At 65.2% G+C, this 21,163-nt stretch carries 18 protein-coding genes; 4 read left to right on the top strand and 14 right to left on the bottom strand.

Annotation, left to right across the window (positions count from 1 at the left end):
* Positions 1–282: 282 nt before the first annotated feature.
* Together ABMA46_RS20600 and ABMA46_RS20595 are read right to left on the bottom strand one after the other, a co-directional pair.
* Positions 283–1,833: an alkaline phosphatase family protein gene (locus ABMA46_RS20600; protein WP_349001877.1), complete on the bottom strand. Its 1,551-nt coding sequence runs from the start codon at positions 1,831–1,833 to the stop codon at positions 283–285.
* A gap of 37 nt (positions 1,834–1,870) precedes the next feature.
* Positions 1,871–2,632, bottom strand: a complete 762-nt coding sequence (locus tag ABMA46_RS20595; protein ID WP_349001876.1) for a FadR/GntR family transcriptional regulator — start codon at positions 2,630–2,632, stop codon at positions 1,871–1,873.
* A 208-nt stretch (positions 2,633–2,840) separates the two neighbouring features.
* Here ABMA46_RS20595 and ABMA46_RS20590 point away from each other — a divergent pair, with 208 nt between their 5' ends.
* Entirely contained in the window at positions 2,841–3,767 is a 927-nt protein-coding gene (locus tag ABMA46_RS20590; protein WP_349001875.1) for an NAD(P)-dependent oxidoreductase, read from the top strand.
* A gap of 21 nt (positions 3,768–3,788) precedes the next feature.
* Here the strand turns inward: ABMA46_RS20590 and ABMA46_RS20585 are convergent, their stop codons facing one another.
* From ABMA46_RS20585 to ABMA46_RS20540, 10 genes are all read right to left on the bottom strand, one after another.
* A complete protein-coding gene (locus tag ABMA46_RS20585) occupies positions 3,789–4,469 on the bottom strand; it encodes an isochorismatase family protein (RefSeq protein ID WP_349001874.1) in 681 nt (226 codons plus the stop codon).
* Between the two features lie 123 nt (positions 4,470–4,592).
* The gene (locus ABMA46_RS20580) at positions 4,593–5,390 is read right to left on the bottom strand and encodes an ABC transporter permease subunit (RefSeq protein WP_349001873.1); all 798 of its coding nucleotides are present in this window, start codon (positions 5,388–5,390) and stop codon (positions 4,593–4,595) included.
* Positions 5,374–6,243: a 2-aminoethylphosphonate ABC transporter permease subunit gene (locus ABMA46_RS20575; protein ID WP_349001872.1), complete on the bottom strand. Its 870-nt coding sequence runs from the start codon at positions 6,241–6,243 to the stop codon at positions 5,374–5,376. Before ABMA46_RS20575 ends, ABMA46_RS20580 begins: the two co-directional genes overlap by 17 nt.
* Positions 6,236–7,396, bottom strand: a complete 1,161-nt coding sequence (locus ABMA46_RS20570; protein WP_349001871.1) for an ABC transporter ATP-binding protein — start codon at positions 7,394–7,396, stop codon at positions 6,236–6,238. Before ABMA46_RS20570 ends, ABMA46_RS20575 begins: the two co-directional genes overlap by 8 nt.
* Positions 7,396–8,421: a 2-aminoethylphosphonate ABC transporter substrate-binding protein gene (locus ABMA46_RS20565; RefSeq protein ID WP_349001870.1), complete on the bottom strand. Its 1,026-nt coding sequence runs from the start codon at positions 8,419–8,421 to the stop codon at positions 7,396–7,398. Before ABMA46_RS20565 ends, ABMA46_RS20570 begins: the two co-directional genes overlap by 1 nt.
* A 337-nt stretch (positions 8,422–8,758) precedes the next feature.
* Positions 8,759–9,769 (bottom strand): 2-hydroxyacid dehydrogenase, encoded by a 1,011-nt coding sequence (locus ABMA46_RS20560; RefSeq protein WP_349001869.1) that lies wholly within the window; start codon positions 9,767–9,769, stop codon positions 8,759–8,761.
* A 136-nt stretch (positions 9,770–9,905) separates the two neighbouring features.
* A complete protein-coding gene (gene pbfA, locus ABMA46_RS20555) occupies positions 9,906–11,282 on the bottom strand; it encodes a (R)-1-hydroxy-2-aminoethylphosphonate ammonia-lyase (protein WP_349001868.1) in 1,377 nt (458 codons plus the stop codon).
* Positions 11,270–12,730 (bottom strand): phosphonoacetaldehyde dehydrogenase, encoded by a 1,461-nt coding sequence (gene phnY / locus ABMA46_RS20550; RefSeq protein WP_349001867.1) that lies wholly within the window; start codon positions 12,728–12,730, stop codon positions 11,270–11,272. The genes pbfA and phnY overlap by 13 nt, the downstream gene beginning before the upstream one ends.
* Positions 12,731–12,921: 191 nt before the next feature.
* Positions 12,922–14,184, bottom strand: a complete 1,263-nt coding sequence (phnA, locus tag ABMA46_RS20545; protein ID WP_349001866.1) for a phosphonoacetate hydrolase — start codon at positions 14,182–14,184, stop codon at positions 12,922–12,924.
* A 57-nt stretch (positions 14,185–14,241) separates the two neighbouring features.
* The gene (locus tag ABMA46_RS20540) at positions 14,242–15,435 is read right to left on the bottom strand and encodes a 2-aminoethylphosphonate--pyruvate transaminase (protein WP_349001865.1); all 1,194 of its coding nucleotides are present in this window, start codon (positions 15,433–15,435) and stop codon (positions 14,242–14,244) included.
* Positions 15,436–15,555: 120 nt separating this feature from the next.
* Between ABMA46_RS20540 and ABMA46_RS20535 the strand changes: the two genes are divergently transcribed.
* The 3 genes from ABMA46_RS20535 (at position 15,556) to ABMA46_RS20525 (ending at position 18,619) form a co-directional block, all read left to right on the top strand.
* Complete coding sequence (locus ABMA46_RS20535; RefSeq protein ID WP_349001864.1) at positions 15,556–16,446, top strand: LysR substrate-binding domain-containing protein; 891 nt, start codon at positions 15,556–15,558, stop codon at positions 16,444–16,446.
* Between the two features lie 8 nt (positions 16,447–16,454).
* Positions 16,455–17,345, top strand: coding sequence for an MBL fold metallo-hydrolase (locus ABMA46_RS20530; RefSeq protein WP_425475781.1), 891 nt, complete (start codon positions 16,455–16,457; stop codon positions 17,343–17,345).
* A gap of 179 nt (positions 17,346–17,524) precedes the next feature.
* Complete coding sequence (locus ABMA46_RS20525; protein WP_349001862.1) at positions 17,525–18,619, top strand: YeeE/YedE family protein; 1,095 nt, start codon at positions 17,525–17,527, stop codon at positions 18,617–18,619.
* A gap of 15 nt (positions 18,620–18,634) precedes the next feature.
* Here the strand turns inward: ABMA46_RS20525 and ABMA46_RS20520 are convergent, their stop codons facing one another.
* Both ABMA46_RS20520 and soxC read right to left on the bottom strand, forming a co-directional pair.
* Complete coding sequence (locus ABMA46_RS20520; protein WP_349001861.1) at positions 18,635–19,825, bottom strand: c-type cytochrome; 1,191 nt, start codon at positions 19,823–19,825, stop codon at positions 18,635–18,637.
* Positions 19,809–21,089 carry a sulfite dehydrogenase gene (gene soxC, locus ABMA46_RS20515; RefSeq protein ID WP_349001860.1) on the bottom strand — a complete coding sequence of 427 codons (1,281 nt, stop codon included), beginning with the start codon at positions 21,087–21,089 and terminating at the stop codon, positions 19,809–19,811. The genes ABMA46_RS20520 and soxC overlap by 17 nt, the downstream gene beginning before the upstream one ends.
* Positions 21,090–21,163: the final 74 nt, after the last annotated feature.

Genomic DNA, 21,163 nt, shown 5'->3' with positions numbered 1-21,163 from the left:
AAAGCGTCCATCCTGTCCCATCCTTGCCTAATCGGGCTTCGCTTGCGGCCCAGGCGACTGTTCGGGTTCGATGGAACGGCGCACGACGACCCCTGCTCCCCACCGGGCTCTGCCGCCCAAAGGGTCCGCGGCCTCTCGTGCGCCACCGCTTCCCCAATCTTAGCAGATGCGGCACACGACAAGTTACAAGGGGTTAGGGGTGGGGGTACGGTGCGACATCATATGCGGTCGCCCACCCGTAAACTGAGATGTTCGGGTCGAGCGCAAATTCCTTCGATCCTTTCACGGCCTCGAAAACACGCCGTCCTTCGTCAGCGCCATGTTGGTGAGCGTGCGGTCGGCATGGCGCAGGCGCCAGTCGAGCATCCTGCGGGCATAGGCGAGCACGGTCGCAGCCATGTTCGCCTGCCCGGCGAGATCGGTGGTCTCGTCCGGGTCGTTTTCCATGTCGAACAGGAGTGGCGGCAATCCGGCGAAGTGCACGTATTTGAACTGCCTGTCGCGGATAACGGCATAGCTGCAGGCGTCCGATTCGATGCCGAGCGCCCTCTCCGCGCGCTGCGTCACCACGGCGCGGAAATCATGCTCGAAATAGACCTCCTGCCGCCAGTCGGCGGGCTCGACGCCGCGCACGAGCGACAGCAGTGAGCGGCCGTCGCAGGCGCGCGGAATGCTGCGCCCGAGCCATTCCAGCATGGTCGGCATGACATCGATCGCCTCGCTGAACGCCTCGACCACGCTGCCGCGCGCCTCGTCGGCCTCCGGTCTCGGATCGCGGACGACCAGCGGCACATGAAAGGCCTGGTCGAAATAGATCTCCTTGCCCCAGACATGGTGCTGGCCAAGCATTTCCGCATGGTCGCTGGTGACGACAATGAGCGTGTTGTCATATGCGCCGGTCGCCTTGAGATGCTCGATGATGCGGCCGACATGGTGATCGACCTCGGCGACAAGCCCGTAATAGGCGGCGCGCATCTGGCGGATTTCGAGGTCGTCGGCCGAAACGGGATCGAACGGGCTGTGCTCGTCGTACCGCCCCGGCTCGCCGATGCGGTCGAGTTCATAGGCGAGGAACGGATGCTGGCGCTTCTCCTCCTCGACCGAACCGGCCCGGACGGGAAAGGCGACGTCGGCCGGATCGACCAGCCGGTTGTAGGGCTCGGGCGCGATCAGCGGCGGATGCGGCCGGTAGAAGACCACATGCGCGAAGAACGGCTCCTCGCGCGGAACCGACAGCCATTCGAGGAACCTGTCGGCCAGAAAAGCGGTCTCGCTTTCCTCGGCGCCGAAGATGGTGGGGATGGAGCGAAATCCGCGATCCGCCGGTTTGTCGAAACCGGCACGCGGCCTGAAGGCGTCGTCGCGGCCATGCGGCAGGTCGTAGCCCTTCGCGATCAGGTCGGCGACCCAGGGGCCCATGTCGTCCGGCAAATGCAGCGGTGTCGTGAAACCCGGCATCACGCCGCGGTCGTAGCCGGTCAGCACCGGGTCGTTGGGATCGCGGCCGCGCGGGTCGAGGCTGGTGTCGGTATAGCCGAACAGCACCGGATCATAGCCGGCCTTGCGCGCCTCCAGCGCCATGTTGGTGTGGCGCGCGTCGAGCGGCGTGCCGTTGCGGCCCGATCGGTGGTTCATCAGGTAAAGCCCGGTCAGCAGGCTGGTGCGTGACGGGCCGCAGGGCGTGCACTGGCTGAAATGATTGGCGAACAGCACGCCGTCGGCCGCCAGCGCGTCGATGTTGGGCGTACGCACATTCGGGTGTCCCCGCGCCGAAAGGCAATCGCCGCGCCACTGGTCGGCGCAGATGAACAGCACGTTAGGACGGGACTTCATGGCTGTCGTGTTCTCACAGGCAACAAACTGACGCGGCTTACTGTTCCGACACGATCCTGTCCGTGTTCGCCAGCAGCCTGCGCACGGCATTGCGCGCCGCGTCGGGCTTCTGCAGGCGGATGTTGCGCTCGATCGCCTCGTGGAGCTTCTGCGCGTGTTCGAGGTCGTCGCCCTCGCGCGTCACGTAGCGGAAGAGATGATCGAAGGCCGATTCGATGAGGACGCCGAGCGGCACGAGCAGGTCGTTGCCCGCCGCCCGCAGGATGGCGAGATGGAAGCGCGTATCGGCGCCCGTCCGTTCCTCCAGGTTGGTCGCCGCGCGCATCTCCGCGCAGGCCTTGCTGATCTCGGCCATCTGCTCGTCGGTGCGGCGCACCGCGGCGAAGGCCGTCGCCTCAGGCTCGATGATGTAGCGAAATTCCTGCACGGTGCGCATGAAGCTGTCGCGTCCCGGCGATGTCGCGTACCAGGCCAGCACGTCGCGGTCGAGCAGGTTCCAGCGCTCGCGCGGCTCGACCCGGCTGCCGACCTTGGGGCGCGACGCCAGAAGGCTTTTTGCCATGAGCATCTTGATCGCCTCGCGCACGGCCGAACGGCTGACTGCGAATGTCTCGGACCATTGCGCCTCGTTGGGCAGGATCGTTCCCGGCGGATAATCGCCGCGCACGATGCGCAGGCCGATCTCGTTGGCGACGGTCGCATGGACGCTCTCGCCCGGTACGCGGACGGCGTGCCGCTTCCCGGTCTCCGCCGAAGCGCTCCGCGATGGTCCCGACCGTACCGTCTTTCGAGCCGTCATCCGCACTGCCCCCTTCGTGTGCCCTGCCAAACCTGGCGGGCCATGATTCGGCCTGTCTGCCAAATAGCGTGATCCGACAGACAGTTGCCAGAAAATCCGTGCTGGCCGGACTGTCAAGGCATAGTTGAATAAGTCTGACAAAAGCAGAGACATTGTCCGGACGATCCCCTATCGTCGCGCCGAAAAATATCCGCGGAGCGAAACGACCATGACGAACGGGAACGAACGCGTCGGCTTTATCGGCCTCGGGCTGATGGGGCACGGCATGGCCAGGAACATCAGGGACAAGGGATATCCCCTCACCTTCCTCGGCCGCAAGAACCGCAAGCCGGCCGAGGACATGCTGGCCCGCGGCGCGACAGAGGCCGCGACGCCCCGCGCCGTCGCGGAAGCCTCCACCGTCGTTTTCCTGTGCGTGACCGGCTCCCGCCAGGTCGAGGAGATCGTGCGCGGTCCCGACGGCCTCAAGCATGGCCTCAAACCGGGTTCCGTCGTGGTCGACTGCTCGACCGCCGATCCGACTTCGACGATGGCGATCGCCGGCGAACTTGCCGAGATCGGCGTCGATTTCGCCGACGCGCCGCTCAGCCGCACGCCCAAGGAAGCCTGGGAAGGCACGCTCGACACGATGGTCGGCGCGACCGACGCGGTGTTCGAGCGGCTCAAACCCGTTCTGGAGACCTGGGCGGGCCGCATCGTCCATATCGGCGGCGTCGGTGACGGGCATCGCATGAAGCTGCTCAACAACTTCATCTCGCTCGGCTATGCCGCCATCTATTCGGAGGCGCTCGCGCTCGCGGCCAAGGTCGGCATCTCGCCCCATCGCTTCGACAGCGTCATCCGCAACGGCCGCATGGATTGCGGCTTCTACCAGACCTTCATGCGCTGGACGCTGGAGGGGGACCGCGACGCGCACAAGTTCACGCTCGCCAACGCGCTCAAGGACATGACTTATCTGGAATCCATGGCCGATGCGGCAGGCCTGGTGAATTCGCTCGGCAACGCGGCCAAGAATTCCTTCGCCTCAGCCGTGGCCGCAGGCGGCGCCGAAGATTTCGTGCCGATGCTGACCACTCACATCGGCAAGGTCAACGGGGTCGATCTTGCGCCGGCCGCTGCCGGAAAGCAGAAATAGCGGACGCAAGGCCGGGCGGCTCTACAGCGCCTCGTAGATCCGGCCGGCATCCTCATAGGTGAAGCGCAGCGGCACCGCGCCCTGCACCCGCCAGGCATCGATCGTCTCGCCGGCGAACAGGCGGCAGGCGCCGTCCGTGTCGGTGACCGCTCCGCCGTAGAGGCGGTTCGCCATGTTGAGCACCGCCGTCTGGTGCATGGCCGTGCTGCCGCTGCCGCAGGCGTCCTTCACCAGAAGCACGCGGAAGCCCATTTCCACCGCGTCCTTGACCGTCGCCGCGATGCAGGCTTCCGACCACACGCCGACCACGGCGATCCATTCGATGCCGTGCGCCCTAAACAGCAGCGGCACGTCGCCCTGCGCCAGCGTGCTGGCGTCGGTCTTGACCAGCACCATCTCGTCGCCCGCCGGCCCGACTTCCGCGCAGATCGCCGACAAAGGATCGTTGACGTCGCTGAAAGCGGAGGCGCCGTCGGCCATGGTCGGATGGAAGGGCCGGCCGGGCTTGGCCGTGTCGACGACATAGGCCGAATGGAAGACGGCCACGCCGGCGCCGCGCGCCGCGTCCTGGATACGTCGCACCCTGTCGACGATGCCGTCGAAGCCTTCCACCAGATAGCGGCTGTCGCTACGGTGTTCCTCCTGCAGGTCGATGCACAGCAGGGCCGCCTTGGCGGGTTCGATGGAAAGGCTCGTTCTCACGCGGCGCTCCGGGCAAACGTCTCTGCTGTCCGATGCGCGATAGCAGGCCTGCCCGGATGCGCGCTGTCAGGATTTCGCCGCGCCGACGACGCTATCGGAATGGCGGCGGGGCAATCGCCCCGCTCAGCGCGCCGCCGCGCGGTTCGACACCCTGGACAGCACCACCAGCACGATCATGGTGCCGAGGCCCAGTAGGGTCGCCAGCGTCGCGGCGTCGAAGATGGCGCCGCGGTCTGACAGCGCGAAGACCTTGACCGGCAGTGTCACCCATCCCGGTGGGTAAATCATCACCGTGGCGCCGAGTTCGCCCATCGAAAGGGCAAAGGACAGGCTGAAGGCGGCGACCAGGTAAGGCAGGAGCAGAGGCAGCGTCACCCGGCGCAGCCTGTAGAGCGGCCGCGCCCCGAGACTTTCGGCGACCTGCTCGCAATCGATCGGAATCCGCGCCAGCCCTGCCGTGACGTTGCCGTAGGTGAAGGCCGAGATCAGAACGAAATGCGCGATCAGCACGATCCACGTCGTGCCGTTGAGAAGGAACGGCGGACGGCTGAAGGCGACCAGCAGCGCCAGGCCGACAGAAACGGACGGCACCGCGCTCGGAACGAAGAACAACAGGTCGAGCACCCGCTTCGGCGCCGGTTTCAGGCTCCGCAGCGCAAGCGCGGCCCAGGTCCCGCAGACGAGCGCCGCGCCGCTGGCGATCACGCCGGTGAGCAGGCTTGCCTTCAGGGCATCGAAGGAATCGGTCCTGAACGCCTTGGCATAGTGAAGCAGCGTCATGTTTGACGGCAGGATGTCGTTCCACTGGCCGGCGAAGGAGGCGAGCACGATGACCCCGATCGGCAAGCCGTAGATGATCAGGAAAAGCGGTACGGTGAATGCCCAGGTGAGCAGTCGCCAACCTTTAGACCACACCAGCACGTCGGCCTCCGAAATGCGAGATCGCCAGTCGATAGACGCTGTAGAGCCCGAGCGACAGGACGATGTTGACGACGGCGATGACGCAGGCGGTCGTATAGTCGAATTCCTGGATCGCCTTGCCGTAGATCATCAGCGGCAGGGTGATGACATCCTTGGCGCCGATGAACAGCACGATGCCGAACTCGTTGACGGTCAGCAGCAGGCACAGGCTTCCCCCCGCCAGCAGCGCCGGCAGCGCCGCCGGCAGGATGACCTGGCGCACGATGCGCAACGGCCGTGCGCCGAGGCTCGATGCGACCTCGATCTGCGCCTGGTCGAAGGTCGAGAAGGTTGCAAGCAGCGGCCGCATGATGAAAGGCGTGTAGACCGTGGTCTCGGCCAGGATGACGCCCCATTGCGAGTAGAGGAAATCGACCGGCGGCAACTCAAGACTGAACACGTGCATCAGCGTCTCGTTGAGAAGGCCGGCCGAACCGTAGATGAAGGTGAAGGCCAGCGTCACCAGGAAGGTCGGCAGCGCGATCACCGTGTCGATCAGCCGGCCGGCCATCTTCGCGCCGGGAAACGGCACGAAGGCGATGACCAGGGAAAGCACGAAGCCGAGGATGAGGCAGCCGGCCGTCGAACTCACGGCGATGACGATGGTGCGATAAAGAGCGTCGAGGAACTGGCTGGAGCGAAGCACCTGCTCGAAGGTCGCCAGCGAGGGCGCCTCCTCGCCGAGCGAGGCTCGCACGATCAACCCCAGCGGATAGAAGAACAGCGTCGCCAGCACCAGCAGGGGCGGCGCGATCCACAACCTGTCGAGGGAAAGCCGCGGCGCCGGCGCGGTCGCGATCGCCGCCTCAGCCACGAGCGCCGTCCTCCGGCACCAGGGTGACTTCGGCCGGATTGAAATGGACCGAAACGGTCTCCCCGAGGCCGGGCGGGTTCGTCATCGGCGGGCACGACATGCGCAACGCCTCGCCGCCTATATTGAGGGTGATGTTGTGGACGTCGCCCTGCCATTGCACGCTGAGCACTGTGCCGGACACCGAGTTCGGCTCGGCGGCGCTGCGCGAGAAGCGGAAATCATGCGGGCGGATGCAGATCAGGCAGTCGCTGCCGTCGGCAAGGCCGTGATGGTTGCGGGCCGAAAGAGCGATGCCGCCGAAGCGCACCTGCGCCATGCCTTCGTCGGCCGGCTTGAGGCCGGAAACCGGCAAAAGGTTCGCCCGGCCGAGGAATTCGGCGGCGAAGCGGTTCGGCGGATGACGAAAAAGCGCCTTGGAGTCGCCGAAGGCCTGCAGCCGGCCGTCGCGCATGATGCCGATGTGGTTGGCCAGCGTCAGCGCCTCGCTCTGGTCGTGCGTCACATAGAGCACGGTCAGGTTCGGCAGGTCGCGGTGCAGCTTCGCCAGCTCGTCCAGCATCGAGCGACGGATCTGCGCGTCGAGCGCGGAGAGCGGCTCGTCGAGCAGCAGCACCTGCGGCCTGGGCGCCAGCGCCCTCGCAATGGCGACGCGCTGCTGCTGTCCGCCGGAGAGTTCGCGCGGATAGCGCTTGGCGTAGGCGGACATGCCCACCATGGAAAGACATTCCGGCACGCGGCTGCGGATCAAATCTTCCGACGCGCCGTGGGCACGCAGGCCGAAGGCGACGTTCTCATCCACGCGCATGTGCGGAAACAACGCGTAGTTCTGCACCACCATGCCGATCTTGCGGTCATAGGGAGCAAGATTGGTGACGTCGCGGTCTCCTATCAGGATACGCCCGCTGGACGGTCGCACGAAACCCGCCACCGCGCGCAGGGCCGTCGTCTTGCCCGAACCGGACGGCCCGATGAGAGCGACGATCTCGCCGGGGTTCACCGTCAGAGTAAAAGAATGCAGCACGGTCAGGGCACCGTAGGTGACCGAGACGTTCTCGAACCCGATCCTGCTGCCGTCCGAAACGGCAGCAGCTTGGGTGGACGCCGGATTTGGCTTTATGAAGGGCGTCCGTTCCATGACCGTCGCCTGTGGCATCAGTTGCTCGAGATCGCCTGATTGTAGGCTGCCACGTCGTCCTTGAGGGTGTCCAGCACCTTCGCCCAGTCCGGCGTCCATATCTCGACTCCTTCCAGCATGGCGTTCAGGTTCTTGAATGTCTCGTCGTCGGGCTTGACGTCCGTGCGGACAGGGAAGCCTCTGGCCACCGAGCTGATTTGCTTCTGCGCGTCCGCCGAAAGCAGGAAGTCGACCAGTTTCTTGCCGTTGTCGGCGTTCGGCCCGCCCTTCACCAGCGCGATGTAGTAAGGCAGCGCAAAGGCCGTCTTCTTGCCGTCGGGTCCTTCGGGGAAGAAGATCTTGATGTTGGGATTGTCGGCCGACTGTGCCGTGTTCATCTGCATGTCGCCATTGGCGACATAGAGCTCGCCCTTGTTGACCAGCGCCGTCAGCTTGCCGGTCGAAGCGGACGGGCCGAGATTGTTGACCTGCAGTTTCTTCAGGAACTCAAGACCCTTCTCCTTCGAGCCGAAGGCGTGGAAGGTCTGCAGCATCAGCGCCGTGCCGTCGCCGGCCTGGCCGGGCGTGGAATATTGGAGTTTCTGCTTGAACTTCGGGTCGAGCAGATCGTCGTAGGTCTTGGGCGCTTCCTTCAGGACCTCGGCGTTGTAGATGAAGTTCGGATAGTTGTTGACCATCGCGTAGTAGCGACCGTCCGCATCCTTGTCGTGATCGGCGATCTTGTCGGCGCCGGCCGGGCTGTAGGCCTCCAGCAGATCGTCGGCGGCAGCCTTCTGCATGAACGGCGGAAGGGTCACCAGAACATCGGCCTGGGTGTTGGATTTCTCCTTGGCGATGCGATCGACCACGCCGCTCGAGCCGGCCTCGACATACTGGATCTTGATGCCGGTCTCCTTGGTGAAGGCGTCGAACTGGTTGCCGAGCCAGCTCGGGTCGCCGTCGTGCAGACCGTCGGCGCTGTAGATGGTGACGACCCCGTCCGCCAGGGCCGGCATGGCTGTGGCTGCGAGCAGGGCCGCAACCAGGGCGAGCTTCGTTTTCATGGGTTCTCCTTTGCTTGACGCGTTCAAGTGTCCTGAAGGCTCTTGTCTTGTTTTTCCCAGCCGTCTTGGTGCGGTCTGAGCCATCCTCGCCGAGGAGTTTGTTGGTGCGGCATCGATAAGTAAAATCTATTTATTTTATGAAGACGAAAATGAAATTTATGATGTGGCTCATGGGTTGGCGGCGCGAATCCTTGGCTGGCTTTCAATCGGACCACGGGGCCGATGCCAGTCCCTGCGATCATGGGATGCCTCGATGTCAGCCAGATGACAGCCGGCGGCAAAACCGCGAAAAGATACGGAAAATCAAATGAATCGGATGCTTGGTCGATTCTTTCGATCAAGCGAAGGCGATGCCCGCTTTCTGCGCGCGCAAGCGCGGATCGTGCGAGCGCACGGTGACAGGACGGCCGTCGAGCACCTCGAAACAGCGTGCCAGCGTGTCTTCTTCCAGGCGTTGCATGGCTTCATGCGTGAAAAAGGTCAGATGCGGAAACAGGATGACGTTGTCGCGTCCGAACAGCGGGCTCAGCGGATGGCCGGCGCGTTCGAGCGGTTCGTGCGAATAGACATCCAGCCCCACAGCGCCGACGCGTCCCGCCACGACTGCCTCGACCAGCGCCGCCTCATCGATGATGGCGCCGCGCGAGACGTTGACCAGCACAGCCGAGGGTTTCAGACAGGCGAGTTCCGCCTTGCCGATCAGGCCGCGCGTTTCGTCGTTGAGGACGCAGTGCACCGAGACGAAATCGCAGGCAGAGAGCATCTGCCTGAGGTCGCCGACCTTCTCGACGCCGAGCGCCGCCAATTCGCCGGCGTCGCTGTGCGGACTGTAGGCGAGCACCCGCGCGCGAAAACCCTGTCCCGCCATGCGCGCCATCGAGCGGCCGATCCTGCCGCAGCCGATCAGCCCGACGGTGGAGCCGGCGATATCGCGCCCCAGCCATCGCTCTTGGGGCCAGATCCAGCCGTCGCGCTGCACCGCGCCCGAGATTTCCGGCAGGCGCCTGGCGAGCGCGATCATCAGCGCGAAAGCGCCTTCCGCCACTGTCTCCTCGGCATATTCGGGCACGTTGACAACCGGAATGCTGCGCCGGATCGCCGCGGGGATGTCGATGGCGTCGATGCCGACGCCGTATTTGACGATGCCCTTGAGCCGCGGTGCGGCCTCGATCACGCGAGCGGTGACCGGCGTATAGCACATGAGCAGGAGATCGGCGTCTGCGACCGCCCGGCAGAGACCGGCTTCGGGGATGCCGTCCGGCAGCGTGACGAGCTCCACGCCTCGTGCGCGCAGCCCGGCATCGACGCCGGGGCATTCCAGTTCAGCGTCGGTGCGGACGGCTTTCATGGGCGACCGCCTGGTAAAGACCGCGCACCCCCACCCCTAACCCCTCCCCACAAGGGGGAGGGGAACTTGGTACGCGGCAGCTTCCCCTCCCCCTTGTGGGGAGGGGTTAGGGGTGGGGGTGCGCAAGCGTACATAGTTATCCCGCCAGCACCGCCTCCTCGACGATCGTCAGCGCCCGGTCGAGATCCTCACGTGCAATTACCAGCGGCGGCGACAGCGTCAGCACGCTTCCGGCGCTGATCTTGAAGGAGAGACCCTTCTCCAGGCAGCGGTAGTAGATGCGCTCGGCCAGCGCATGGTTCGGCCGGAAACCATCCTTGTCCTCGACCATCTCGACGCCGAACATCAGCCCCCTGCCCCGCACGTCGCCGACGAAAGGCGAACGCGCCATCAACTCGCGCATCCTGTCCATCGCGTAGACGCCCAATTCGGCGGCGCGCTCGACGAGCCCCTCCTCGCGCACGATGGCGATGGTGGTGAGCGCCGCGCGCGTTGTCACCGGGTTCTTTTCGTGCGTGTAGTGGCCGATGGCGTAGTCGCCCGCCACGTCGAGGTCGCGCCGCGCGACGACGGCGGCGATCGGCAATATGCCGCCGCCGAGCGCCTTGCCCATGACGATGATGTCGGGCGTGACGCCGTCATGCTCGGAAGCGAAGAATTTCCCCGTCTTGCCGAGACCGGTCGGAATATCGTCGAAGATCAGCAGGGTGCCGTGCCGGTCGCAGGCCTCGCGCACCGCCTTCCAGAAGCCCGGCGCCGGCACCAGCGGCGTCGCCCGCATCGGCTCGGCGACGACGGCGGCGAAATCGCCTTCGCGGCCGAGCACGTAGGAGATCATGTTGGCGCAGGCGCGGGCCGACTCCTCCAGCGAGTTGGTGCCATAGGGGCAATTGTGCGACGCCCAGGGTGCGACATGCTCGGTGCCCGGCAGCAGCGGTCCGGCGATGCCGGAGCGGAACGTCGCCTCGCCGCCGACGCTCGACGCGCCGAAGCCGGCGCCATGGAAGGCGTCCCAGAAGGACAGCGTCTTGAAGCGGCCGGTGGCGGCGCGCGCCACCTTCAGCGCCACTTCGATGGCGTCCGAACCACCGGTGGTGAACAGCACCTTGCCGAGGTCGCCGGGCGCCAGCTTGCCCAGCGTCTCGGCCAGTTCCACCGCCGGCTCGCAGGTGAAGCGGCGCGGCGAAAACGGCAGCTCGTCCATCTGCCTGGCGATCGCTTCCTTCAGGCGCGGATGGCCGTAGCCGATATGATGCACGCTGTTGCCGTGGAAATCCATGTAGCGGCGGCCGGCCGTGTCCTCGATCCAGATGCCTTCGGCCCTGGCGATGGCCGTCACGCAGGGGCTGGACAGGCTCTGGTGCAGGAAGGCGGATGAATCGCGGTCGAGCAGCTTTTTTGTCTCGATGTCGCGCTGTTTGGCGCTCCACGCGCCACGGGCGGCGGATGTGTTGGATTCGCCTTCGGTATGGACGAGCGTGGTTTGCGGGCGCGCCATCGTCAGTTCGTCCACGGCAGGGAGAATGTCTTGACGTTGGTGTAGGACTTCATGGCCTCGATGACGCCTTCCTTGTAGCCGTTGCCGCTGTCCTTGATGCCGCCGAACGGGCTCATCTCGATGCGGTATCCGGGGACCTCCCAGATGTTGACGGTGCCGACCTTCAGGCCGGCGATGTATTTCTGCATGCGGCGGAAGTCGTTCGTGCACACGCCCGAGGACAGGCCGAAGGCGGTGGAGTTCGACAGCTCGATCAGCGCGTCGTCGTCGTCGGGGGCGCGCACGATCGGCACGATCGGGCCGAAGGTTTCTTCCATGACGAGTTCGGAGGCGTGCGGCACCCGGTCGACGACGATCGGCGGCAGCAGTGCGCCCTGACGGCCGGGGTTGTAGAGGATGTCGGCGCCGGCTTCGGCCGCCATATGGACGCGTTTCTCGAACAGCACCGCCGCCTTCTCGTGCACGACCGTGCCGAGCTGGGTGGCCGGATCGCGCGGATCGCCGAACTTTATTCGCTTCGCCCGTTCCAGCACCATCGGCACGAAACGGTCGGCGACCTTCTCCTGGACGAGGATGCGCTTGACCGCCGTGCAGCGCTGGCCGGAGTTCTTCGTCGCGCCGGCGACGGCAAGGTCGGCGGCCTTGGCAAGGTCGTCGTCGGAGAGGTCGTTGAGGATGATCAGCGGATCGTTGCCGCCGAGTTCCAGCACCTGCCGCCTGTAGCCGGCCTTTTGTGCGATCATCTTGCCGACCGGCACGCCGCCGGTGAAGGTGATCAGGTCGATATTGGGGTTGGTGATCATCTCGTCGCCGATGTCCTTCGGCCAGCCGGTGACGACGGAGAGCATTTCCGGCGGCAGGCCTGCCTCGTAGAGCACGTCGGCCAGCATCAGCGCCGTCATCGGCGTCAGTTCGGTCGGCTTCACCACCACGCAGTTGTTGGTGGCGATCGCCGGCGCCACCTTGTGCGAGACCATGTTCAAGGGATGGTTGAACGGGGTGATCGCCGAGATCGCCTTGAGAGGCTCGCGGATGGTGAAGATTTTTCGCGCCTTGCCGTGCGGGGTGAGGTCACAGGAAAAGATCTCGCCGTCGTCGTGGATGACCATCTGGCCGGCCAGCGTGAAGACGTCGAAGGCGCGGCCGACCTCGTAGAGCGAGTCCTGCTTGGAGATACCGAGTTCCAGCGTGATCAGGTCCGACAGTTCGTCCTTGCGGCCGTTCAGCAGCTCGGCGGTCTTGAGCAGGATGCGCTGGCGCTCGTAGCGGGTCAGCTTCGGCGTGTAGTTGGCCGCGATCTCGAAGGCCTTTTTCGCATGCTCGGCAGTGCCCGCCGGCACGGTGCCGATCACCGTGTCGGTGTAGGGATAGTGCACGTTCAGGGTCGCGTCGGCATCCACCTTCCTGCCGGCGATGCGCATCGGCTCGTGGCGGACTTTGATCGAAGGATCGAGCTTGGTCATGTCTTATCCAATCCACCGTCTGTGAGGCGGGGCCCCCTCTCCGTCTTGCTCCGCAAGCCACCTCTCCCCCCGTTCCGGGTGGAGAGGATACGCCGGCTGCGGGCCTGGCGCCCATCCTCTCCCCTCATGAAGTGGGGGAGAGGTGGCTCGGCGAAGCCGAGACGGAGAGGGGGTCAGCGCCCACTCTCAATTCAGTTCGCCACCTGCGCCGCCGCCATCACCGCATAGTAGAAGGCGTCGAAGTTGCGCAGCACAGGCTCGTTGGGCAGGTCCTTCATCACCCGGTTGACGATGAAGGGCACGGTCTGCTCGGTCAGCCCGCCATGCGAACGCAGCGGCTCGTCGAGCGCCGCCAGATTATGCCGGTGCTCAGAGGTACCGATCGTCTTGTTCTCACCCGAGATCAGGATGATGTCGCCCATGCGGTCCTCGGGCAGCTCGAAGCGGGCGCAACCCTCCTCGCGGCCGAGCACCAAAGTGATGTCCTCGACCTGCCTGAGCTTCGCCATCACCGCCTCACGGTCGGCACCTTTCGGCAGGTAGGCGGTGGCGAACGAACCCAGCGCACCGTGGTGCACCACGTAGGGGTCGGTGATCGGCAGGATGACGCGCGCGGCGTCCTTGCCCAGCCACTCGTCCATCAGATCCTGAACATAGACCACATTGGGCGAGCCGTCGGCATGGTGCTTCGGCTTCATGCCGTGGTCGGCGGTGACCACGATCGCCGCGCCCAGTTCATCCAATTGCGCCAGATACTTGTCGAACATCTCGTAGAAGGCGTTCGCCTGCGGCACGCCCGGCGCGTATTTGTGCTGCACGTAGTCGGTCGTGGTGAGATACATCACGTCCGGCCGGAATTCCTTGAGCAACTGCACGCCGGCGGCGAAGACGAATTCCGACAACTCGGCCGAATAGACCTCCGGTACGGCCAAGCCGAAGTGCTTGGAAGCATTGTCGATGCCGTGCTCGGCCTTCGTCGTCGTGTCCGACTTCTCGGCCGAGAAGCAGACCGCCCGGCCGTCGTCGAACTTCAGCCCCTTGCCGAGCAAGGCCCTGAGCTTGTCCTTGGCGGTGACCACAGCGACCTTGGCGCCGGCGTCATAAAAGCCCTGGAAGACGGTAGGCGCGCGCAAGAACTTCGGATCGTTCATCATCACCTCCTCACCCGTTTCCGGGTTGTAGAGGTAGTTGCCGCAGATGCCGTGCACCGCCGGCGGCCGGCCCGTCGCGATCGACAGGTTGTTCGGGTTGGTGAAGGACGGGATCACCGAATGGGCGAACCGCACCGTGCCCTTTTCCTTGATTTTCACCAGCGCCGGCATCAGCCCGGCCTTGATCGCCTCGTCCAGATAGGCCGGCTCGCAGCCGTCCAGGCAGATCGCGATCGCCGGCACGCGCGGCCACGCATAGCTGCGGCCGTTCACCGACACGGAAACGGGAGACATCTGGTTCATGGGCGTCGGTCCTCGGATTGAAAAAGCCGCGTCAAGCGGCGAAGTCGGCGGTGAAACTCAGGCGGCAAGCTTTGCGCGTTCGGCGATTGCCGTGGCGGGCGGAGCGGCGGTGTCGACGCCCATCTCGTCGAGCGACTGTTTCGCCGCCTCGACGACGCGGCGCATGACCTGCTCGTCCATGCGGCCGATGCAGCCGACACGGAAGGAATCCACCACCGTGAGCTTGCCCGGATAGATGATGAAGCCCTTGTCCTTCATGAGTTCGTAGAAACGGTTGAAGACGAACTTCTCATGCGCGGGGCAAAAGAATGTGACGATGATCGGGGACAGCCAGCGGTCGGACAGAAGCGTCTCGAAGCCGAGTTCGCGCATGCCCGCCACCATCACGTCGCGGTTCCTGGTATAGCGCGCGCCGCGGCCGGCGACGCCACCCTCGGCCTCGTGCATCTTCAGCGCCTCGAGGAAGGCGGCGACCACATGCGTCGGCGGCGTGAAGCGCCACTGGCCGGTCTTTTCCATCGCCGCCCACTGGGCATGTACGTCGAGCGACAGCGAATGGCTGTTGCCCTTGGCGGCTTCCAGCACACTCTTTTTCGCGATGACGAAGCCGAAGCCCGGCACGCCCTCGATGCACTTGTTGGCCGAGGACACCATCGCCTCGTAGTCGATCTCGTTGACGTCGAGCGGCACCGCGCCGAAGGCACTCATGGAATCGACCAGAAGCTTGCGGCCTTTCGCCTTCACCGCTTCGGCGATCTCGAGCACGGGGTTGAGTATCCCGGAACTGGTCTCGCAATGGATGGCAAGGACATGGGTGATGGCCGGATCGGCGTCGAGCGCGGCCGCCACCTCGTCGCCGCGCGGCGGCAGGTAGTCGCCCTTGTCGATCAGCGTGTGCGCCCGGCCGAGATACTTCATGGTCTGCGCAGCTCGAAGCCCGTAGGCGCCGTTGGCCAGCACCAGCACCTTGCCGTCCTTCTGCACAAAGGAGCCGAGCATGGCCTCCACGCAATAGGAGCCGGACCCTTGCAGCGGCACGCAATCGTATTCGCTCTTCTTGTCGCCCGTCAGCGCCAGCAGACGGCGGCGCATGTCGGCGGTCATGGCACGGAAATCACCGTCCCACGAGCCCCAGTCCTTCAACATCGCCTGCTTGACCGAATAGGCGGTCGTCAGCGGTCCGGGGGTAAGCAGATAGGGCTCGCCGAGAGCCGGAGGCTCGAAACCCTGTGCTGTTGCCGTGTCGGCCATGGCCGGAACGCCTCCCGTCGCTGCTTGTTGTTCACAGCCTTATAGGCGTCGGACAATGTATTTGAAAAATCGTTATTTTGTATCTATCAATAAGCTGAATCTATCCAAAGGAATGCCGCCATGCGCTACGTCCAACTGCGCGCCTTCCACTATGTCGCGATTTCCGGCGGCTTCTCCCGCGCTGCCGAGGAACTGTTCCTCACCCAGCCCGCCATTTCAGATCAGGTACGCAAGCTGGAGGAAGAATACGACATCCTGCTGTTCAACCGCCAGCGCAAGCAGGTGACGCTGACGCCGGCCGGCGAAAAACTGCTGGCGATCACGCGACGCATGTTCGACACCGAGAGCCAGGCGCTGGAACTGTTGTCGGAATCGCGTGCGCTGCGCGCCGGAACGCTCAGGATCGTCGCCGACGCCGCGCACCATCTGCTCCACATCATGGGCGAGTTCCGCAAGAAATATCCCGGCGTGAAGGTGACGATCCATGCCGGCAACAGCGAGACGGTGGTGGAGAACCTGTTCAGCTACGAGGCCGACATCGGCGTGCTGGGCGGCATACCGACAGGCAGGGAATTCGAGACCGTCCGGCTGAACTCGACGCCGATCATCGCCTTCGTGGCGGCCGATCATCCGCTGGCCGCGCGCGCGTCCCTCACCTTCAAGGAACTGGCCGACCTGCCGCTGGTCATGCGCGAGCGCGGCTCGCGCACCCGCAAGAAGCTGGAGGACGGCGCATCCGCCGTCGGCGTGGAACTGAAATTCGCCATCGAGGCGGAAGGCCGCGAGGCCGTGCGCGAGATCGTGGCATCCGGCGCCGGCGTCGGCTTCGTTTCCGAGGCCGAGTTCGGCAACGACGTGCGCCTCGCCAAGATCGCCATCGACGGCCCGCCCATGCTGATGGAGGAGGCGCTGATCTGTCTCAAGGAGCGCAGCCAGGCCAAGACCATGCGCGCCTTCCTTGACATAGCCCGCGCCATGTCGATTGCTCCGGAAGAAATGGAACATCGATGAGGGGGCCCGTGTCCGATTCGAATTCGAAACCCGATGTCTGCGCCTTCTACGAGAAGCGCAGTTTTTCGATCCAGTACGTCGTTTCCGATCCTTCCACGAGGAAGTGCGCGATCATCGATCCCGTTCTCGATTTCGACGAGAAGTCGGGCGCCACGGCAACCAGAAGCGCCGACGAGATCCTCGACCACGTGGCGAAGGAAGGCCTGACGGTGGAGTGGATCCTCGACACCCATCCTCACGCCGACCATTTTTCCGCCGCGCACTACCTCAAGGGCAGAACCGGCGCTCCGACCGCGATCGGCGCGAAGGTGGTCGAGGTGCAGAAGCTGTGGAAGGACATCTACAACTGGCCCGCCCTCCCCGCCGACGGATCGCAATGGGACCGCCTGTTCGAGGCCGACGACACGTTCACGATCGGCAATATCCCTGCCAAGGTGCTGTTCTCGCCCGGCCATACGCTGGCCTCCGTCACCTATGTCGTCGGCGACGCGGCTTTCGTGCACGACACGCTGTTCATGCCCGACGGCGGCACGGCGCGCGCGGATTTTCCCGGCGGCAGCGCCAGCCGGCTCTACCGGTCGATCACGGAGATCCTGTCGCTGCCCGATGCGACCCGCATCTTCACCGGCCACGACTACCAGCCCGGCGGCCGCGCGCCGCGCTGGGAAAGCACGGTCGCCGAGCAGAAAGCTGCCAACACCCATATGTCGAAATGCGGGACCGAGGCCGAATTCGTGGCGCTGCGCGAGGCGCGCGACAGGACCCTGCCGATGCCGAAGCTGATCCTGCATGCGCTTCAGGTGAACATCAACGGTGGACGCCTGCCGGAGCCGGAAGACAACGGCAGACGCTACCTGAAATTCCCTCTCGACGCTTTCACCGACGCCGCATGGGACTGAGCGGCGCGGCAATAACCTTGGAAGGAAATTCCACGAATTTTCGAAAGTAAGAGATATTTCTACTGAATAGTGCAATAGAGGCACGATCTTTTCGTTGAACGCGCTTAATTCGAAATCGATTCCTCCCAAAGGTTCGAACCCGGCTCTATCCTCCGGCGCAATCGTCTCAGGAGAGCGTCGTGGATTTCGTTCCGCTTATCGATGCCGTTGGTGAAACCGGCGCTGCCGCCGTGGGTGGCGCCGTACTCGGCCTGCTGTTCGGCTTTTTTGCCCAGCGCACGGCCTTCTGTACGCGCTCGGCCGTTCTCGACCTCACGCGTGGCCGCAATCCGAAGGCGCTGGCCATCTGGGCCGCCGGCTTCGCCGCCGCCGTCCTCGGCGTCCAGATCCTGCTGTACCGCGACGCCCTGTCGGTCGTCGACACGCGGTTCTTCGGCACGCCGCAGAGCCTGTCCGGCGCCGTCGCCGGCGGCCTGCTGTTCGGCGTCGGCATGGCTTTGGCGCGCGGCTGCGTGTCGCGCCTGCTGGTGCTCGGCGCGTCGGGCAACCTGCGCGCGCTGTTCTGCATCCTCGTCACCGGCCTCGTCGGCTGGGCGACCTATGACGGCATCCTGGTTCCGCTGCGCGACTGGCTGTCCTCCTTCGCCAACACCGCCCTGATCGGCGGCAACGACCTCTTGGCGCTTGCCGGCGTCGCACAGGGGGCCGGCGTGGCGATCGGGGCGGCGCTGGCAATTGTCGCCGTCGCGCTGTGCCTGCGCGCGCGGCCCGGCCTCTGGAATATCCTTGGCGGCATCGGCGTCGGCCTGACGATCGTCGCCGGCTGGTACTTCACCTACGACCTCTCGACGCAGGTGTTCGAACCGATCCAGGCCGAGAGCCTGTCCTTCATCCGCCCGCTCGCCACCACCGCCAATCTGGCCGCCGGGACCATCTCGAGCGCCGGCCTCGATCAGGGCCTGCTGGCGGGAACGCTGGTCGGCGCCTTCCTGGCGGCGGTGCTGTTCCGCGACTTCCGCATCGCCACCTTCGCCGAGCCCGGCACGCCGTCGATCTTGCGTTACGCGCTCGGGTCCGTGCTGATGGGGTTCGGCGGCATCCTCGCCGTCGGCTGCACGATCGGCGCCGGCTTCACCGGCGGATCCGTGCTGGCGATCACCTCGCTGCTGGCGCTCGCCTCGATGGTGACGGGAGCAGCCCTTGCCGATCGCCTGATCGACGGCCGTGTCGCGACCCCCGCTACGCTGCCAGCCAAGGCCGTGCCGGCGGAATAGGCCGGCTGGTCGCCGTCACTCGATACCGGAACTCGGTTTCTTGTCGTCGCCCTCGTCCTGCGGCGTGACGTCCAGCACTTCGGCATGCATGGTGATCTTCGCCTTGCCCTCGGCGCAATCCTTCATGCAGGGATTGCCTCTGTTGGCCGCGTATTCCGGCTCCTGGAAGCGGTCGTCGGCGATGAAGTTCGCCTGATTGGGCATCTTGATCGAGGTGAAATTCGCCTTCGACAGCTCGAAATCCTCGTCGGTGACGATGTCGTTGAGATAGAGGACATAGGCTGTCAGCGCATAGACGTCGTCGTCCGACAGCGAGCGCGCGTTGCCGAACGGCATGGCGCGGCGGATATAGTCGTAGACCGTCGAGAGATAGGGCCAGTAGGAGCCGACCGTCTTGACCGGACGGTCGTCCTTCAGCGTGCCCTGCCCTCCAGCCAGCACCGGCCAGCGGTCCACCGCCTCGCCGAAATCGCCGTGGCAGGACGCGCAGTTCTCGTCGAAAATCTTTTCGCCCTGCGCCGCCGTGCCGTGCCCCTCGGGCAGCCCGACGCCATCGGGACGCACGTCGATGTCCCAGGCGGCGACTTCCGCCGCGGTGGCGGCGCGGCCGATATGGAAATGCTCGCCCGCGCCGTCGCCGTCCCGCGCGGTCGCCTCGGCGGCAGGCTGTGTCGCCTGTTCGGCGGGCTTCGTGGGCTCGGCCTGCGCCGCCTGTGGGGCCGCAGGTTCGGCTTGCCCGGTTTCGGCTGGCGCGGGTTCGGCGGGCACCGCCTCGGATTTATTCTCGTCCGGCTGCGGCGCTGTATCCGAACCGCCAGCCTTGGAGAAGGTTTCGAGGTAGGCGATGATATTGTCGAGATCGTCCTGGTCCTTGAGCCCGGCGAAGGCCATCTTGGTGCCCTTCACCATCGCCCTGGGATTGGCGAGATAGGTGGCCAGCGTCTCGGCGTTCCACACCAGCCCGCCGTCGCCGGCCTTCTGCATCGCCGGCGAATATTTGTAGCCCTCCGCCGTTCCGGCGGTGCGTCCGATCAGGTCGTTGAGTTCAGGGCCGACGCGGTTCTTCGCGCCCTCGCCCACCGCGTGGCAGGCCTTGCACCTGTTGAAGACCTTTTCTCCGGCCGCCGCGTCGCCGGCCTGCGCCGCCGTGGCAAAACCGAAGGCGATCAGCGCGCCAGCGAGTGCAACCTCAGGAAATCTCGACATTTTCGGCCGCTCCGTCCTTGTTCACGTACCAGGTCTGAATGCCGTTGTTGTGGTAGATGGAATTGCTGCCGCGAACGGCGCGCAGGGCCTGCTTGGTGGGCTGCACATAGCCCTTCTCGTCCATCGCCCGCGATTGCAGGAACATCTCCGATCCGTCCCAGTCCATCTCGTAATAGAAACGGTGCAGCGCGAACGGCAGGCTCGGCCCGTCGATGCGCGCCGTCTTCCAGTTGCGGCCGCCGTCGGTGGTGACGTCGACGCGCGTGATCGTGCCGTTGCCCGACCACGCCAGCCCCGCCAGCACCAGCGGCCCCTTGCCGTGCTTGATCGGCGCCTGCGGGCTCGGGCTGGTGATGACGGACTTGACCTCCATCGTCCAGGTGAAATGCCGTGCCTTCCCGTTGGCCAGCAGGTCGGTGTATTTCGAGGTCTCCTCGCGCTGCTCCCAAGGCTCGTCGCCAACTTCGAGCCGGCGCAGCCATTTCACCCACATGTTACCCTCGAAGCCGGGCACGACGAGCCGGATCGGATAGCCCTGCTCGACCCTGAGCGCCTCGCCGTTCATCGCGAAGGCGACCATGCAGTCGTCCAGCGCCTTCTCCATCGGGATGGAGCGCGTCATCGCCGCCGCGTCGGCGCCCTCGGCCAGAACCCATTTGCCCGCCGGCTTGATGCCGGCCTCGTTCAATATGTCCTTCAGGAGAACGCCCGTATACATCACGCAATGGACCATGCCGTGCGTGAACTGGCAGCCGTTGAGCTGCGAGCCGCGCCACTCCATGCCGGTGTTGGCCGCGCATTCCAGGAAGTAAATCTTGTTGTGGCGCGGGAAGCGCTTCAGGTCGTCCATCGTGAAGACGAGCGGCTTGTCGACCAGCCCGTTGACCATCAGGCGATGCTCGGCCGGATCGATGACGGCGGCGCCCCCGTGATGGCGCTCGAAGCACAGGCCGTTCGGCGTGATGATGCCGTCGAGCGCGTGCAGCGGCGTGAAGTTGACCGACGAGATCGGGTCCGCCGTCAGCCACGGCACGTTGCGGCGGACGACCTCAGCCTCGAATTTCGACGGCATGCCGTAGGGATGCGCGTCGACACCGTCGCCCGAATAGCGGTTCCAGTCCTGGATTTCGGTGATGGCGGGATCATCGGCCGCCGCGGCGCGCCCGGCCGCCAGGCTGCCGGCGAGCGCCGCCCCGCCGGTCAGGCCCGCCCGCAGGAAGCGCCTGCGCGCGATTGAAAGAGGCTGGTCGCCGGATCCGTCCATCGGCTCCTCCCGAAGTGCATATAAATATATGAATTTTTATATGTATCAGGATGGAACCGGGCTGTCTACGGCTG

The sequence above is a fragment of the Mesorhizobium hunchu genome (assembly GCF_040081975.1).
Lineage (GTDB): Bacteria > Pseudomonadota > Alphaproteobacteria > Rhizobiales > Rhizobiaceae > Mesorhizobium > Mesorhizobium hunchu.
The sequence above is the reverse complement of the archived record's forward strand: the minus strand, read 5'-3'. Positions and strand labels throughout refer to the sequence as shown.